This is a genomic window from Mesorhizobium sp. M8A.F.Ca.ET.165.01.1.1, from assembly GCF_004792065.1.
Classification (GTDB): Bacteria; Pseudomonadota; Alphaproteobacteria; order Rhizobiales; family Rhizobiaceae; genus Mesorhizobium.
In genome coordinates this window covers 15,368-32,377 of sequence record NZ_SRTH01000026.1, presented here as the reverse complement: position 1 = coordinate 32,377, position 17,010 = coordinate 15,368, and the positions used below count along the sequence as shown (strand labels likewise).

Sequence of the window (17,010 nt, the reverse complement as noted above, 5' to 3'; positions counted from 1 at the left end):
ATGCAGCACGCTGAATTATACCAGGATCGCTTCCCGGTAGGAAAAACTTACGGCGGGGACCTTACGCGTTGGTACGTGATCCAGACGCACCAACATTCCGAGAGCTTGGCGGAGCGGCACCTGCTATCGCAGAACTTCCGAACATACCTGCCCAAGCGAAGGCGAACCGTTCGCCACGCTCGCATTGTCAGAAACGTCGCAAGTGCGTATTTCGACTGCTATCTGTTCGTCTCGCTGGCTGCTCAGCAGAGTTGGTACCCGATCAACTCAACCGTCGGCGTGCGAAAACTTGTCATGAGCAAAGGAATGCCGGTCCCGGCACCATACGGTGTGATCGAGTCCTTGATAGCCGCAACCGACGAGGACGGAATTTTGCACCCCGATATCTTATTGAGGCCAGGTCAAAGAATTAGAGTCATAGACGGGCCGTTTTCGGAACAGCTTGGCGTTCTTGATCATGTCGGAAGTGCTGGAGCGGTAAAAATTCTTCTTGATATAATGAACCGTTCTATTCAAGTCACGATCGACCGAGATAAACTTTCGATTATATCCTGAATTCTATCCGTTATTTCTCGTATAATATTTTTTGCTCGGACGATGCCGAAACTATCCGGCGAAGGAAGGATGAGTTGGCCACCCAATTCACCCTCGATGCGGCAGCTTGCAAGGCGACGTCCGAGGCTGCAGCCCGGCATCGAAAACATCGGGGGCTGCGTCTCAACGAAATCAGGGCCAATAGGCTGCCGATACGATGACCGGCGACGATGAGCGAATGACGCTCGACGCGATCAACCAGGGGAACCCCTTGCAACCTTCACGTAAATCCAAACCCGGAAGCTACTGTCCGGCGGATCCTGGAGAGCCTAGGGACGGCCTGCAGCCGCAACAATATCGGCGCTGGGTTCCAAAAGCCAAGGCAAGCATGGTGGTCGAAGCGTTGACGCCCGGGGTGAACGTTCCAGCGCCAGCCAGGGCGGTTGGGGCGAGCCCGTCGATCAACAAAGCAGATGTCGGTGTTTCTCAAACCGACGCAAGCGCCGCCTTGCTGCCCCTCGAAACAGTTCCGGCCCTACCGATCGCCAGCGAACTGTTTCGAGCATTCAATGAGAGCGGCCTGAAGTACGGAATAATTCAGGATCTCGCGTCCCTGCAAAGCGGACTTGCGGGCCGCGACGATCTGGATCTCCTTTTGGACAAGCACGACTACCCGGTCTTCTGTTCGATCGTGAGCAAGCTGCACGGTCGTCGCGGCGTCAGCCTGTCTTGCTACGACAATGTCTGTGCCGGCCGGGAGGACTGGTTCCTGCCTGACTTTCCAAATGGCCGCTATCTCCATCTCGACATGCATATCGGGATCCGTGTCGGCTGGGAATTCCGCAAGCGATATCCGGTATTCGACTATGCGGCGATTACACGATGGGAGTCAATTTGTGTGGATGGGGTGTCTATTCCGGTCGTCTCCCCCGAGGACGAGATTCGAATAGCCATTGCCCGCTTCGCCTTCCGGACCTGGGCATTGCCTTGGCGACAGTGGATCACCGTTGGTGGTGATTGGAGGGACCAGTTTGCGCGCCCGCCACTGCCGTCAGGCCAGCAAGGCCTGGATGTCGCGGAATACACGCTTGGCGGCAGCAGATTGACGAGCTGCAGGTTTCTGCAAAGCGTCGACGGTTTGATGGCAAACCGCAGGGATCTTGCCAGGCTCCGGCGTTCAATCCGTGAAGCCTGCGGTTTTGCAGGAGGTTACGGGATCGCCGATGCCGTTGTTCACCTGGCCCGCAAGACCTCATATCTGGCGTTGAGGGCCCTTCAGCGCCTGATGCCCGGCACATTCCCACCAAAGAGACGGCCTGCGGCTGGTGGCTTTGTAGTGGCGCTCGTCGGTCCTGATGGCATGGGAAAGAGCACTCAAGCTGATCGGCTGACACGGATATTTCGATGGAAATTCGGGTGTGCGCAAGCCTATGTCGGAATCGGAGACGGCAATGGGTGGTGGCTCCGCAAGGCGTTGCAGACTCTGGTTTTTCCCTACAGACGCCGCCTAAAGTCGTTGGCCCAGCACGATGGTGGCAACAGCTCCGTCAGCCGAAATTGGTCGAAGGGAGGACTCGCCGCTACCGCGCTGGCATTCTGGGCAGTTTTGATCGCGTTTGAGCGATACGCTGTCGTGAAACGTGCGCATCGATGGGCTACGCGCGGCCTGATCGTCATTTGTGACAGGTGGCCGCAGGCGCTGTGTACCGGATATCTGGACGGGCCGACCATCCCACCGCACCTCTTCTCCGTCCCAGGCCTGTCAGTTCTCGCTCGCCTCGAGCAAAGGCTCTATCAAAAGATGGCACAATGCCGGCCACACCTCACTTTGCACCTGGTTTCAGATTTTGCCGTCTCCGAGCAGCGAAAGCCGGGAGAAATCAGGAAAGAAGCCTTCGACGCGCGGCTATCGCTGATGGCGGAGTTGCGAGCCAAGGATAAGAACATCCGAACCGTTGACGCAAGCGCTGGCATCGAGGCGGTCGGACGGGAACTGTTCAGGCATATCTGGCTGTCTTTGTGAGAGGCAGGGCGGGCAGCTCATCGGCCAGTATCCAAACAGACCCCGATGCGCGGCCTTCCGCCATCGCGAAACGACAGGTGTTCCCTGCGAGGCGTGGGAAAGCCGCCGAACGCTCGCGCTCGATAGCGGCGCGCCGATAGAGCCTGTTTCATCCCACGATCGGCACGGGGCTCTGACTTGAACGAGTGAATATGGCTCCGTTTCGGGGCGAGCACCTGTCCCATCCGGCCCACAACAGCACGCAATGACGGAGGTTGCCATGTCCGAAACCATACGCAGGACCGGCAGTTGCCTGTGCGGCGGCGTGCAGTTCTCGGTCCGCGGTCCGCCGCTCCGCATTGGTCTTTGCCATTGCAAGGATTGCCGCAAGGCCGGCGGCTCGACCTATTCGGCATTTGCCATCTGGCCGCGCGAGGCCTTCGAAAAGACGGGCCTCGTCAGCTCCTACGGCACGCGCAGCTTCTGCCAGACCTGCGGCGGCCGCGTCGCCCGGGTCGACGACAATGAGGCTGAGGTGATGATCGGCAGCCTCGACGTCGTGCCGACCGATCTCGTGCCCGAATATGAATTGTGGACCTCAAGACGCGAGACCTGGCTCCATGCCTTGCCCGGCGCCGAACAGTTCAAGCATGACCGGCCAGCGGCGAACAGCGCAGAAGTGCCGGCGCCGCGGTCGCTGTCGGACGTCGATGCGGCCGCGTGAAATTCGATTTTGCGCTCGAATGCGCCGCCCTGGATTTCATGTCCCCTAAGGTATTGGCAAATGAAAATCCTCCATGTGCTCACCCGACTTCTTCGGGGAGGTTCCGAAGAGAACACATTGGCCTGCTGTCTCGCTCAGGCGCGGCACGGCCACGAAGTGCGTTTGGTTCACGGCGAGGAGTACGATCCGAATTTGCGGATGTCAGTTGCCGAAGCCGTTCGGGTTGAGACTCTTGAGCGGCTCATCAACTCGATTTCGCCATCCCGTGACATTTCTGCATTTGGCCAACTCACGCGCCTTATGCGCGACTGGCGGCCTGACATCGTGCACACCCATCAAAGCAAGGCCGGCATCGTCGGCCGCCTCGCTGCAAGGGAAGCCAATATCCCCTGCATCATACATGGCGTGCACATTTTGCCCTTCGTGCATGTGGGCAATGCGCAGAGGCTGATGTACCTGGCTGCCGAACGCTTGGCCGCGAAGTGTACACAGGCTTTCATCGATGTCAGCCAGGCTATGCGTGACATTTGCATCGCCAATCATTTGGGTAGCGCCGATCAGCACCACGTCGTCCACTCCGGCTTCGATCTGAAGCGCTTCGCGAACGCGCAATGGCCACAGCAATCGCATCTGCTCCTGGGGACGGCTGTCGGAGAGCCTAAGCCACCGGTGATCCTGATGCTGGCCGCGCTGGAACCGCGAAAACGCCATATAGAGTTCATTGAAGCATTTGGGCAGGTCGTCGACCGAGTTCCGAACGTGCGGCTGCTCTTGGCCGGCGAGGGGCCGGCGCGATCCGCTATTGAGTCGGCGATTGCACGATCCCCGTACGCAAACAACGTTCGCATGATCGGCTACCATAGCGAGCCCGAGCGACTGATCAGTCTGGCGGACGTGTGTGTGCTGACCTCGATGCGAGAAGGACTGCCTCGCGTCATGATGCAGTACCTGGCGGGCGGTCGAGCCAGTGTGGTCTCGCATCTGCCGGGAGTGGAAGAGGTTGTAAAGCATGGCGTGAATGGAATTGTGACGCCGGCAGAAGACGTTGGCGCCGCGGCGGCGGCGATCGCCGACCTTCTCCAAAATGAACACTACCGCGCTCGATTGGCTGAGAGCGCGAAACTCACCGACCTGGCATCCTGGGGGTTGGATACAATGTGCGATAGGGTCGAGCTGATCTATCAATCCGCTCTCGAGTCAACCCTTTCAGCAGGAAGGCCAAACGACCCGCGAATTCGCGACGGCCTCGCCAAGCAACCTTTAGGACTGCCCGGATTTTGATCCCTTTTCTCCTTCGACGGAGTCCGGATTTTCAAGGCTTACTGCTCGAACCCTACCTTGCTGTCACGCTCCGTCCGACGAATGTCGATTGGTCCTGACCGCAGGCAAGACAACGGAGTACGACGATGCGTTTGCGTGCAGACCAGCACTTTCCTTCCGGGCCTTCGCTAATGGAGGATTGGGTCCGACGGCTTTTTCCGGCCAGCCGCACGCTCGCAATGATTGGCGGTCTGGCCATTGCCATTGTTCTGCTCACCGCAGATGCATCCCGTGCGGACGGCTATACGTTCGACACCGGTGACGTCCTGCGTGTATCCGTGATTGGCGAGCCATCCTATCCGCTGGAAGTCGTGGTCGATGATCGCGGTTCGATATCGCTTCCCATGTTGGGCGATGTTCAGGCGCGCGGCCTCACCAGCGTTGTCCTTTCGAAGGCCATTCAGCGTGCATTTCAGGAGCAGAAGCTCATCCTCGATCCTTTCGTGAAAGTGGAGATCGGTCAGTACCGGCCATTCTTTATTTCCGGAACGGTGGCTCATCCCGGATCGTACCCGTTTCAACCCGGAATAACGGTTCGTCATGCACTGGCTATAGCAGGTGGCTTTCGGGCTACCGCCGTGGGAAACACGGAGCCGGCCTTGCAAATAGCTGATCTGCGCAGCGCGCGGGCAGGTCTGGCGATCGAGGAATATCGCCTAAAGGTTCGGCTCGCCCGGCTCCAGGCGGAAAGCCGCCAGGACAAATCTTTCGTTGCTCCGCCCGATCCGCCTGTCGAGTTTGGCGGACACTTGATTGACGACATCGTAGCGTCTGAACAGGCGCAGTTGGACGCCCGCCTCGCCGCATATCGGGACGACATTTCCTACCTTGATGTCTCGTTGGAGCGGGCCAGGAAGGAAGCGGATATGGTCGCTGCCACTCGAAAGGAACGAGAAAAGACCGCGGACATTCAACTCGAGGAACTGCAGTCTGCCCGGTCATTGCGGGAAAAAGGCCTGGTCACCAATTCGAATGTCATGACGGCCGAACGAGCACATACCAGCTATCGCGCCGAACTTTCGCAGACCGAGCTGCAGCAGGAGCAGGCGCAGCAGGCGATGCTGACCGCTGAAAGCGAGCTTCGAAAAAAGAAGCAGAGTTATGAAATGGACTTGATCTCGCAGACCCAAGACACGCAGGTCGAGCTGGGGAAAATTCAAAGCCAAATAAGGTATGTCGCCGACAAGCTTCTCTTTATATTTACATATGGCGAACAGCGGACCTTCGACGACTTGCAAGGCTCCGTGAAGATCTCGATCTTCAGGCGCGACCGGAAAGTCGCCCACGACATCATCGCCAATGAAAATACGGAAGTTCTAGCTGGCGATGTCATCGAGGTTTCGATCGCGGCCAACAAAGGGTTCTACGCGCCGGACACTTCCGGAACAATGGGGAGCCCAAATGCGGAGGGCCTCCAGCCAAGCATTGTCGGCCAATAGCACGAATATGCCCACTTCCTCGAGCAAAGCTTTGCTTCAGGGCCGCGATCGTTGCTTCGCAACGCTCTTGGGTTCGTTGTGCCTTGAACGGCCTGAGATAGTCCGACCTTGGCACCTCAGGGGTTTGACATGAGCCTTGGGCCAGCACTGACAGTGGTGGGAAATCGCTTCCGCCGGGCGAATTCCCACGCCAAAGCGGAGCAGAGGCGGCTCAATCTCCTCCGTGCAACGGCGCGCCGCAAGACGACGGTGCGTTACGCCCCGCGCCACCGCGCCATCATCCGATCGCGCATTCCAGGTGCAATCCTGCTCCTCCTCGCTCTTGCGCTTGCGGGAGCTGCATTTCTGCGGCGCCACGTTGACCTCGGCCGCAACTGGCTGCCGCGACCGTGGACCGATTTCGTGGTGGACCGGGGATACTTCTCCGATCCACTGGTCTTGCTGGCTGGTCCAGACGCTCTTCCGGTTTGGCTGGCGTTCGCGGCGGTGGGCTTGCTGCTGCTCGCAGCCGCCCGCAAGGCAAGGCGAAGGGGCGGCTTGCCAAGCGCGTCCACGAACGCCGGCGCCAGCCCCTCGGCAAGAGACATCCAGCCGGCGCCCGGTTCGGAACTGGCCTGTGCGTTGCGTTCCTGCAAGGCAGCATTCGCGGGAGTCGCGGTTTTTAGCGGCGTGAGCAACATCCTCATGCTGACCGGAGCGATGTTCATGTTGCAGGTCTACGATCGCGTACTGCCAAGCCGCAGCGTTCCGACTCTGGTAGCCATGGCGATATTGGCCGGCGTTCTGTTTGTCGGGCAGGCGGTCATCGATCTCGTGCGCAGCCGCATCATGACCAGGATCGGTGGAGAACTGGACGAAACGGTCGGGGGGCGCGTATTCACAGCCGTGTCGAGGCTGCCCTTGTACATCGGCCACCAGGGCGATGGGCTGCAGCCGCAACGCGATCTCGACAACATCCGCGTGTTTCTGTCGAGCCCGGGGCCAAGCACACTCTTCGACTTTCCGTGGATGCCCTTTTATCTGGCAATCATATGGAGCCTTCATCCGACCCTCGGAATTGCGGCGATTTGCGGTGCAATCGTGTTGGTGGCGCTGACGGCGGCGACCGAGGTCTTCACGCGCAAACCAATGGGCGCCGCGGTTTCGACGGGCGTGAAGCGCAACGGCTTAGCCGAAGCCAGTCGCCGCAACGCGGAGGTTCTCGCGGCAATGGGAATGGGCAGCCGCCTACACGACCATTGGCGGGAGGCGAGCCGCGAATATCTCACGCAACAGCAGCATGTCAGCGATATCGTAGGCGGCTTCGGCAGCTTCGCCCGCGCCTTGCGGCTGATGCTCCAGTCGGCAATGCTTGGTATAGGGGCCTGGCTGGTGATCCAAGGCGAGGCGACGTCCGGGATCATCATCGCCGGCTCCATCCTCGCGGGCCGTGCGCTTGCGCCTGTCGATCTTGCCATCGCCCATTGGCGCAGCTTCGTGGCCGCACGCCAGAGCTGGAGCAGGCTGAGCCAGTTGCTCGCCCGATTGCCGCAAGACGCTCAGCCGATGGCACTTCCGGTGCCCGGTTCGAACTTGACGATTGAGAACATCACGATCGGTGCACCAGGCGTGCAACGGGTCATCGTGCGAGGCGTGGACTTCAGCCTGGACGCGGGCTCGGTGCTTGGCATCATCGGACCAAGTGGCTCCGGCAAATCCAGCCTGGCTCGTGGGCTGGTCGGCGCATGGCGACCGCTAGCGGGGCGTATCAAGCTTGATGGTGCCGCGCTCGATCAGTGGTCGTCGGAGCGTCTTGGCCGCCACATAGGTTACCTTCCGCAGGACGTCGAACTGTTCGCGGGAACGGTTGCCGCCAACATCGCCCGCTTCGATCCTGGATCGGACCCGCGGGCCATTGTCGCCGCCGCCCGCGCGGCGGGCGTCCATGAGCTAATCATCGGTTTTCCGAATGGCTACGAGACTCAGATCGGAGAGGGCGGGACCGCGCTCTCAGCCGGGCAGCGCCAGCGCGTTGCCTTGGCACGGGCACTCTATGGAAATCCGTTCATGGTCGTCCTCGACGAGCCCAACTCCAATCTCGACATGGAAGGCGAAAGGGCGCTCGCCGAGGCGATCCTCGCAATCAAGGCGCGCCGCGGCATCGTGGCGATCGTCGCGCACCGTCCGAACATTCTCACCACTGTGGATTTCGTGCTGATGATGAAGGAAGGGCGGATGCACATGTTTGGAACGAAGCAGTCCGTTCTGTCCAAGCTCTTTCCGATGTCACAGGCCAATACAGCGGACCTGCAGCCGGTTTCAACCTCGCCTCGACTGCCGAATTGACGACTTGCGGCACATGGGAAACAGGCAATCATGGCTCCTGTCTTGAACCGATCGCTTTCAAACCGGCGATCCATTCGCCGCAATCTGCTCGGTGGGATGACTGTCGTCGCACTGCTCCTCGGCGGAATGGGAGTCTGGGCCGGGACAGCGGACATTTCGGGAGCCATCATTTCGCATGGCTGGGTGGTCGTCGAGAACAGCGAAAAGAAGGTGCAACACCCGACGGGTGGCGTGGTGGGCAAGATTCTCGTACGCGATGGCGACCGTGTCCGGGCCGGGGATATCTTGGTCCAGCTTAGCGACACTATCCCGCGTGCCAGCCTGGCTTACGTGACAAAGAATCTGGATGAGCTCTACGCGCGAAAGTCCCGGCTCGAGGCGGAGCGTGACGGCAGCGGGCGGATGACACTTGCTCCGATGCTTGCCACGCGAATGAACAACCCGGAGATTGCCAGCACCGTGGCTAGCGAACAACGACTTTTCGAACTTCGTCGAACCGAGGTTTTTGGCAACAAGGCGCGCTTGCGCGAACGCATCGAGCAGTTCGGAAAGCAGATCGAAGGTTACTCGGCTCAGGAATCGGCAAAGAGCAAGGAGATCGAGTTGATCAACGATGAACTCGTCGATATCCGCAGCCTTGTCGACAAGAAGCTCACACTCAAGTCGAAGCTGACGGAATATGAACGCGAGGCAACACGCATCGAGGGTGAAAGGTCTCAGCTTGTGTCAAGCATGGCGCAGGCAAAAGGCGCCATCGCCGAAGTTGAGCTCCAGATCCTTCAGCTGGACAAGGAGTTCTCCAGCGAGACTGGCAGCGAACTGCGCGATGTCGACGCCAAGATCGCCGAATTCGAGGAACGAAAAGTCACCGCCGAGGACCAGCTGTCACGCATCGATATTCGCGCTCCCTCCAGCGGCACGGTCCATCAATCTTCAATCCATACCGTGGGCGGCGTGATCAGTGCGGGCGAGCCGATAATGCTGATCGTTCCCGACACCGACACTCTCACGGTCGAGGTGAAGGCCGCTCCGCAGGACATCGATCAGATCTTGGTCGGCCAACGCGCACTTCTTCGCTTCACCGCCTTCAACGTCCGCACTACGCCCGAAACGGAAGGCGTGGTGTCCATGATTGCGGCCGACGTAACGCGCGATCAGCACACCAATGAAGTCTACTACGTAGTCCGCATCACCCCGGACCCGAAGGATTTGACGAAACTTGGCCCTGCCTCGCTCATTCCCGGCATGCCGGTGGAAGCGTTCATACGGACTGGTGACCGCAAGATGCTCTCCTACCTGATGAAGCCTTTGACGGACCAGATGATGCGTGCGTTCAGAGACCAATAGCCGCGCGGCGACGCTTGTCGCGCGGATCGGCGCGACCCCGGCTAACCTTTTAGCGACGGAGACTTGTCATGGCAGCAACAGAGCTGAAACCTCCGATTTTTCTGATCGGCAACTATCGGTCGGGGACCACAATTGCACAAAAATTGATTGGGCTGCATCCCGACATCGTTACCTGGTACGAGCCAAAAACATTGTGGCTATATGCCGATCCTGCGCGGCGTCATGATGAATTTGGCGAAACCGATGCGACCAAAAGGGTCGCACGTTACATTCGCGGCAGGTTCCTCGAATATCAGTCGCGGCACGGAGGCCGACAGATCATGGAAAACACGCCTGCCAATGTCTTGCGCGTGCCGTTTGTCCACGAGATTTTTCCGGAGGCCATATTTCTCTATATTACGAGAAATCCATTTTCGTACATAAGCTCGATGGAGCTTAAGTGGCAGAGAGCAAAATCTCTCAAAGGATTAATACGCCTTTTGAAGATCACTCCGGTAACGCAAGTTCACTATTATGCAAAAGATATTATAAAACAGGTGATCGCGAAAAGGGTATTGGGAAGAAAATACACATCGATCTATGGGCCGCGTTACAACGGGATAGAGCGAGATTTGAAGGAGAATGAGAAATTGACGGTGATCGCGCGCCAGTGGGCGCGCGGCAATCGAAAGGCCCGAGAAGATCTCGCCAAGCTGGGCGACGGCCGCGTGCTGTCTTTTCGCTACGAGGATTTGATACAGGATCCCGAGTTGGTTTTGCGCCGCATCTTTGAACATTGCGGGCTGAACTGCACCGACGATATCGTGCGAACGGCCAAGGAGATGATCGATCCAGGCCGCCAGCAGAAGTGGCTCCGTCTCGAAAGGAAGGATCTAACGGCGATCATACCGGAGGTCCGGGACGAGATGGAGTTCTATCGCTACGAAATCCCCTCGCTTCTTCGATAGGTAAGGCGCGCTGGGCGCGGGCGGACAGCACCGCAGCGGAGGAACCTTCATGACCCATGCGATCATAACTTCGTGCAGGCGCGGGCGCGTGGCTGCGCATCATCCAACGTAATCGTGTCACTCGGCGGATCCGGCAAGGACGCAGTGGCCGCCTGTTTGGGTCGGCCGAGGCGATTGGAGAGAGGCGTGAGCAACAACCAGCGCGGGCTAGCAAAACAAAGTGTCGTGGGCATGTTCTGGACGTCCCTGTCCATGGGTGCCCTTGCGGTTGCGGAGCTTGTCGCCCTTCTCATCCTGGCTCGGCTGCTCTCGCCCAATGAGTTCGGCCTCTACTCCGCAGCGCTGATCGTCATCAAGTTTTCGGCGATCTTCCAGGGACTTGGCATTACCCCCGCGATCGTCCAGCGACCGGTGCTGGACGAGCGACATCTTCGGGTCGGCTTCACCTTGTCATGCCTCCTCGGCCTCGCTGTGTCCGCGTTGGTCTGGGCGATGGCACCGGCAATTGCCGGGCTGCTTCGCCTCGCCGATCTGGCTCCGGTCGTTCGTGCCATCTGCTTCGTGTTCCTTTTCCAAGGCGCTTCCATGGTGGCATTGGCCGCGGCCCAGCGCGCGCTGCGGTTCCGCTGGCTGGCGTTGGTCGACGCCAGCGCCTTTGCCTTGGGTTACGTCGTTGCCGGTCCGATTCTGGCATGGCTCGGCTTGGGCATCTGGGCGCTTGTCGGCGCGCTCCTGATCCAGCAATTCATCCGCATGGTCGTGCTGCTCGCCGGCCAGCCGCATCCGATGCGGCCTTTGCTGGAGCGGCGCGCCATCGTCGAACTGCTCTATTTCGGAAGCGGTTTTACCATCGCCCGGGTCTTCAATTACCTCGCCACCCAGGCGGACAGGCTTGTCGTGGGCCGCTGGCTCGGCGCTGATGCGCTTGGCCTGTACGGCCTGTCGTCACAGTTGATGACGACGCCCGCGGTCATCGTCGGTCAGGTTCTTGATCGGGTGCTGTTCCCAACCATGGCGCTGGTCCAGGAGCAGCCCGCGCGGCTTGCTCGTGCCTATCGCAGCGCAGTCGCGGGGTGCGCCCTGCTTGTCCTGCCGGCCAGTGTGGTCGTGGCCATCGTCGCGCCGGAGTTGGTTGCCGTCATTCTCGGGCGGGGATGGGTAGCGGTCGTCGCCCCGCTCCAGATCCTGGCGTTCAGCATGCTGTTCCGCACGAGCTACAAGCTGAGCGATTCCGTCTCGCGCGCAACAGGGACTGTCTACGCGCGCGCCTGGCGTCAGGCGGTTTTCACCATCGGCGTCTTCGCCGGCTCCCTCATAGGGCAACTCTGGGGCATAGAAGGCGTGGCGTTCGGCGTCGGCGCGGCTTTCGGGATCAACTTCTTCCTGATGGCACAGTTGAGCCTTCGCGTGACCGGCATGACCTGGGGAGACTTCCTTATGGCCCACGTACCCGGTCTGGCACTCGCGGGCGTGGTCGGAACCGGCGTATGGGGGCTCGTGGAATGGCTACGCGAGTTCCGTCTATCTCCCCTTCCCCTGCTTATCGATACGGCATTGCTGGCATCTGCCGGGGGCTTGCTGCTGTGCTGGATCCTGCCGTCGCTGTTCCTTGGGCGGGACGGGCTATCACTGCTGCGCTTGCTCGCGGCCGTTGCGCCCGCCTGGCCAAGGATGAGGAAGGTAACTGACTGATCCCGTAGAATTCAACGCTTGACCGCACGGCCATGGATTTCGGGCGACGGCTTTCATGTCCAACGTTACCCATCGCCATGCTCGATCTGGGGTCGCAACAGCCCTCGGGTCGGGCACGTCGAGATTCCGATTTAATCGAGAAATGTGCAGAGGAGATTCGACGTGGTAAAACTCGCTGGGCTTCCCTGGAATGACGCGAAGCTCTTGATGACGGAATCCGGCACTGACTCCGGCATCAATGGCGACTGGCTGACCGACGACAATTGGACCCAGCCGAGCGGAAGAGCGATCGGCAACGAAACGGCTCGGGTGCTCTCCAATATCGGCGACGGGCTGGCTGCCGAAACCGGCAATGGTAGTCACACTACCAGCTTGGATCCGGCCGCGAACAAGCTGGATCTTAGCACCGCAGATGGGGTCACGCCGACTTTGGGGGGCGATGGCGGATTGAAACTGACCGGCCTCACCGAGACGGCAGCCGGACTTGGCATTCATCCCGACAGCAGCTTTCTCGACTTGTGGCACGATGCGGAAATGGGCCATGCCGACAGCCATGTCACCTACATCGCCACCACCCCTGAGGCAGTTGCCGACATCGGCACGGTCTCGACGCGCGCAGCGGTCACAACCAGCAGCAGCTTCCTCGCCGCCAGCTCCAGTGCGATCGACCCAATCTTCGAGACAAGGGTGGCGACCGCGGGCGACGATGTCGAGGAGAAGGGCTCCGGTACGATATCGGGCAATGTCGACGATCTGGAACTGGGCTATGACGGCAGCACCCGCCAGACGGTCGGCCTCCGCTTCACCAGCATCGATCTGCCGAAGGGCGCGATCATCACCAGCGCCTATATCCAGTTCCAGGCCAATGAGGTGAAGTCCGGCGCGGCGTCGCTGCTCATTCAAGGCGATAATGTTGACGACGCCAGCCCTTTTACGGCCGTCAGCTTCAACGTGTCCGCGCTTCCGAGGACGACAGCCTCCACGGCATGGACGCCGGACCCGTGGACCATTGTGGGCGAGCATGGCGCTGCCGAGCGCACGCCTGACCTTTCGGCGATCGTGCAGGAGATCGTCAACCGCTCGGGCTGGGCCGCGCTCAACGACATGGCATTTTTGGTCAGCGGCACTGGCACGCGCACGGCCGATTCCTACGAATACAATCCGGCCACCGCGCCACTGCTGCACATCGAATATCTGCTGCCAGGATCCGGCAATCCAGTAGCTTTCAACACCCCGCCGGATGCCAACACTGCCGCCAACAAGATCGCCGAGCTTGCCGCGGCAGGCGCACCCACCGGGATCACAGCATCGGCCACCGATCCCGATGCCGGCTCGACGGTCACCTACAGCATCAATGACTCGCGCTTCGCCATCAATTCCAGCAGCGGCGTCATCACGCGCTCGGCCACCGGCACGCTCGACTTCGAGACCCAGTCGTCGATCAATCTGACAGTGACGGCAACCTCGTCCGACGGAAGCACCGCCAACCAGGCCTTCAGCCTCGCCGTGCTCAACAGCCCTGAGCCGGTCGCTTTCAACACCCTGGCCGACGCTAACGCTGCCGCCAACCAGATCGCCCAGACCGCCGCCGCCGGCACGGCGGTCGGGATCACCGCCTCGGCCAGGGATCCCGATGCCGGATCGACGATCACCTACAGCATCGACGACTCGCGCTTTGCCATCAACGCCAGCACCGGCGTCATCACACGCTCGAGTACCGGCACGCTCAACGCCCAGTCCGAGCCGTCGGTCGCCCTCACCGTCACGGCGACCTCGTCCGATGGCAGCATCGATACCCATGCCTTCAACGTCAACGTCACGGCCCACCAGCTGCCGACGTCGGTGACCTTGTCACACACAATCCTGACTTCGCAGTGGTCGCCGCCGAGTCCCGACCCGACTGATATCGTCTATATCTCTCACCTCGGCACGTTGCTGGTTGCCGACAGCGAAGTCGAGGAGATACCTGCGCTTTTTACTGGCAAGAATCTCTACCAGATGAATTTGAACGGCACCCTTGCGGGCACGCTCACGACCGTCAAGTTCTCCGATGAGCCGGCCGGGGTGGCTTATAATCCTGCTAACCACCATCTCTTCTTCGCGGACGACACTGCCCCGAAGAGCGTGTACGAGCTCAACCCCGGTATAGACGGGCTTTACAACACGTCCGACGATAAGGTGACCTCTTTCAAGACATCCGCGTTCGGCAGTTCGGATCCGGAGAGCGTCGCCTATGACCCGAACCATAAAGTCTTGTATGTCGCGGATGGCTCAACCCAGACGATTTACGCCGTCTCACCGGGTCCCAACGGCAAATTCGACGGCGTCGCGAGTACGGGCGGCGACGACATCGTGACGAGTTTTTCTGCGCAAGCGCTGGGGAACCCTGGCGACGAAAGTATTGCGTATGACCAAGTCAACGACCTCCTTTATATCATTACGTCGACAAAGTCGGTAGCAATGGTGACGCGTACCGGGCAGTTATTGGGCACGCTCGATATCTCCGCAGCCCACGCGCACAAACCATCGGGAATAGCGCTGGCGCCGAGCAGCGACGATCCGAGCCACCATATGAGCCTGTACATCGTGGATCGGGGCCTGGATAATGACCCATATCCAACCGAAAATGACGGCAAGATCTATGAATTCCAATTGAATGGTTGGCTGCTCGCCTGATCCGGCAGGACGCGTTGCTTCAAGGTCCTGTCGTGATCCATTTCACTGCAGCCTGCCCGGATGCCCAGCAAGCACATCGCCTCCACACACGCCTCTGACAGCCGGAGTCCTCGATCGCCGCGGATCGGACCTGGCCGTGGCGTCGATATCAGGGCCTAGCGAGGCCCAAGTGCGGAAAACGGCGGCAAAGGAGTTCTGCGATGTCCAAACCACATCGGCTTCCAGATAGCGGCAATGCAATCGGACTGCTCGCGACGGAGCTCGGTTCGACGCCCCTCCTCAAAGGCCTTCAACCGCTCGATGACGGCTCGGTTGCGGAGCACGTGCATGGCGATGACGGCGTGTCGCAGGCTTCCGGGGCATCCGATGGCGTCAGCCTCGCCGTCGAAACCGGCAAACACAGTGACAGCCAAAGCGCCGTCCCGATCACGGCAACCGGTGGCGAGTTGATCGGGCTGGCGGACGCGGCAGCCGGGCTTGGCATCCATCCGGATAGCACCTTTCTCGACAGCGTGGCGACGAAAGACACCGGCCTCAGGCAGTTTGCGGGAACGGGCCATGCCGGCAGCGGCGTCACCTTCACCGCCCCTACCCCCATCGCTGACGCCGGCACGGTCTCGACCGGCGCTAGTGTCACCACCAGCAGCAGCTTTCTCGCCGCCAGCTCTAGTGCGATCGACCCGATCTTCGAGACAAGGGTGGCGACCGCCGGCGACGATGTCGAGGAGAAGGGCTCCGGTACGATCTCGAGCAACATCAGCGATCTGGAACTGGGCTATGACGGCAGCACCCGCCAGACGGTCGGCCTCCGCTTCACCAGCATCGACCTCCCGAAGGGCGCGATCATCACCAACGCCTATATCCAGTTCCAGGCCAATGAGGTGAAGACCGGCGCGGCGTCGCTGCTCATTCAAGGCGATAATGTTGACGACGCCAGCCCTTTTACGGCCGTCAGCTTCAACGTGTCCGCGCTTCCGAGGACGACAGCCTCCACGGCCTGGACGCCGGACCCGTGGACCATTGTGGGCGAGCATGACATGGCCGAGCGCACGCCTGACCTTTCGACGATCGTGCAGGAGATCGTCAACCGCTCGGGCTGGGCCGCGCTCAACGACATGGCATTTTTGGTCAGCGGCACTGGCACGCGCACGGCCGATTCCTACGAATACAATCCGGCCAGCGCGCCACTGCTGCACATCGAATATCTGCTGCCAGGATCCGGCAATCCGGTAGCCTTCAACGCACCGCCCGACGCCGATCCCACCACCAACCAGATCGCCGAACTCGCCGCGGCGGGGGCAGCCACCGGGATCACAGCATCGGCCACCGATCCCGACGCGGGCTCGACCGTCACCTACAGCATCAATGACACGCGCTTCGCCATCAATTCCAGCAGCGGCGTCATCACGCGCTCAGCCACCGGCACGCTCGACTTCGAGACCCAGTCGTCGATCAATCTGACAGTGACGGCAACCTCCTCCGACGGCAGCACCGCCAACCAGGCCTTCAGCCTCGCCGTGCTCAACAGCCCGGAGCCGGTCGCTTTCAACACCCCGGCCGACGCTAACGCCGCCGCCAACCAGATCGCCCAGAGCGCCGCCGCCGGCACGGCGGTCGGGATCACCGCCTCGGCGACGGATCCCGATGCCGGCTCGACGATCACCTACAGCATCGACGACTCGCGCTTTGCCATCAACGCCAGCACCGGCGTCATCACGCGCTCCGGCACGGGCACGCTTAACGCGTCCTCGGAGCCTTCAGTCAACTTCAACGTGACGGCAACCTCGTCCGACGGCAGCATCGATACCCACGCCTTTACAATCGGCGTCACGGCCAGCCAGTTGCCGGTTGCCTTCAACGCACCGCCCGACGCTGATCCCACCACCAACCAGATCGCCGAACTCGCCGCGGCGGGGGCAGCCACCGGGATCACAGCATCGGCCACCGATCCCGACGCGGGCTCGACCGTCACCTACAGCATCAATGACACGCGCTTCGCCATCC

The 17,010-nt window shown here is 60.6% G+C and carries 11 protein-coding genes; all 11 read left to right on the top strand.

Translation table 11 applies throughout. The features are described 5' to 3' along the window. A complete protein-coding gene (locus EN808_RS33390) occupies window positions 1–555 on the top strand; it encodes a transcription termination/antitermination NusG family protein (RefSeq protein WP_135918084.1) in 555 nt (184 codons plus the stop codon). Between the two features lie 196 nt (window positions 556–751). Beyond that, a complete protein-coding gene (locus EN808_RS33385) occupies window positions 752–2,557 on the top strand; it encodes a hypothetical protein (protein WP_245511846.1) in 1,806 nt (601 codons plus the stop codon). Between the two features lie 259 nt (window positions 2,558–2,816). Then, window positions 2,817–3,260: a GFA family protein gene (locus EN808_RS33380; protein ID WP_127276025.1), complete on the top strand. Its 444-nt coding sequence runs from the start codon at window positions 2,817–2,819 to the stop codon at window positions 3,258–3,260. 60 nt (window positions 3,261–3,320) lie between these two features. Next, window positions 3,321–4,541 carry a glycosyltransferase gene (locus EN808_RS33375; protein WP_127276024.1) on the top strand — a complete coding sequence of 407 codons (1,221 nt, stop codon included), beginning with the start codon at window positions 3,321–3,323 and terminating at the stop codon, window positions 4,539–4,541. Window positions 4,542–4,666: 125 nt separating this feature from the next. Then, window positions 4,667–6,019 (top strand): polysaccharide biosynthesis/export family protein, encoded by a 1,353-nt coding sequence (locus tag EN808_RS33370; protein WP_245464263.1) that lies wholly within the window; start codon window positions 4,667–4,669, stop codon window positions 6,017–6,019. Between the two features lie 129 nt (window positions 6,020–6,148). Beyond that, entirely contained in the window at window positions 6,149–8,344 is a 2,196-nt protein-coding gene (locus EN808_RS33365; protein ID WP_245464262.1) for a type I secretion system permease/ATPase, read from the top strand. A 30-nt stretch (window positions 8,345–8,374) separates the two neighbouring features. Then, a complete protein-coding gene (locus tag EN808_RS33360; RefSeq protein WP_135918083.1) occupies window positions 8,375–9,691 on the top strand; it encodes an HlyD family type I secretion periplasmic adaptor subunit in 1,317 nt (438 codons plus the stop codon). 68 nt (window positions 9,692–9,759) lie between these two features. Continuing rightward, the gene (locus EN808_RS33355) at window positions 9,760–10,638 is read left to right on the top strand and encodes a sulfotransferase (RefSeq protein ID WP_127276022.1); all 879 of its coding nucleotides are present in this window, start codon (window positions 9,760–9,762) and stop codon (window positions 10,636–10,638) included. Window positions 10,639–10,824: 186 nt separating this feature from the next. Beyond that, window positions 10,825–12,330 carry a lipopolysaccharide biosynthesis protein gene (locus EN808_RS33350; protein WP_245511849.1) on the top strand — a complete coding sequence of 502 codons (1,506 nt, stop codon included), beginning with the start codon at window positions 10,825–10,827 and terminating at the stop codon, window positions 12,328–12,330. 162 nt (window positions 12,331–12,492) lie between these two features. Beyond that, the gene (locus EN808_RS33345; protein WP_245525180.1) at window positions 12,493–15,006 is read left to right on the top strand and encodes an RTX toxin; all 2,514 of its coding nucleotides are present in this window, start codon (window positions 12,493–12,495) and stop codon (window positions 15,004–15,006) included. Between the two features lie 200 nt (window positions 15,007–15,206). Next, a partial coding sequence (locus EN808_RS33340; protein ID WP_189524227.1) for a cadherin repeat domain-containing protein occupies window positions 15,207–17,010 on the top strand: 1,804 nt, incomplete at its 3' end.

Bases quoted from the DNA above. Each gene is read 5' to 3' on its own strand.
- EN808_RS33390 (WP_135918084.1), top strand. From the start codon at position 1: ATGCAGCACGCTGAATTATACCAGGATCGCTTCCCGGTAGGAAAAACT.
- EN808_RS33385 (WP_245511846.1), top strand. From the start codon at position 752: ATGACCGGCGACGATGAGCGAATGACGCTCGACGCGATCAACCAGGGG.
- EN808_RS33380 (WP_127276025.1), top strand. From the start codon at position 2,817: ATGTCCGAAACCATACGCAGGACCGGCAGTTGCCTGTGCGGCGGCGTG.
- EN808_RS33375 (WP_127276024.1), top strand. From the start codon at position 3,321: ATGAAAATCCTCCATGTGCTCACCCGACTTCTTCGGGGAGGTTCCGAA.
- EN808_RS33370 (WP_245464263.1), top strand. From the start codon at position 4,667: ATGCGTTTGCGTGCAGACCAGCACTTTCCTTCCGGGCCTTCGCTAATG.
- EN808_RS33365 (WP_245464262.1), top strand. From the start codon at position 6,149: ATGAGCCTTGGGCCAGCACTGACAGTGGTGGGAAATCGCTTCCGCCGG.
- EN808_RS33360 (WP_135918083.1), top strand. From the start codon at position 8,375: ATGGCTCCTGTCTTGAACCGATCGCTTTCAAACCGGCGATCCATTCGC.
- EN808_RS33355 (WP_127276022.1), top strand. From the start codon at position 9,760: ATGGCAGCAACAGAGCTGAAACCTCCGATTTTTCTGATCGGCAACTAT.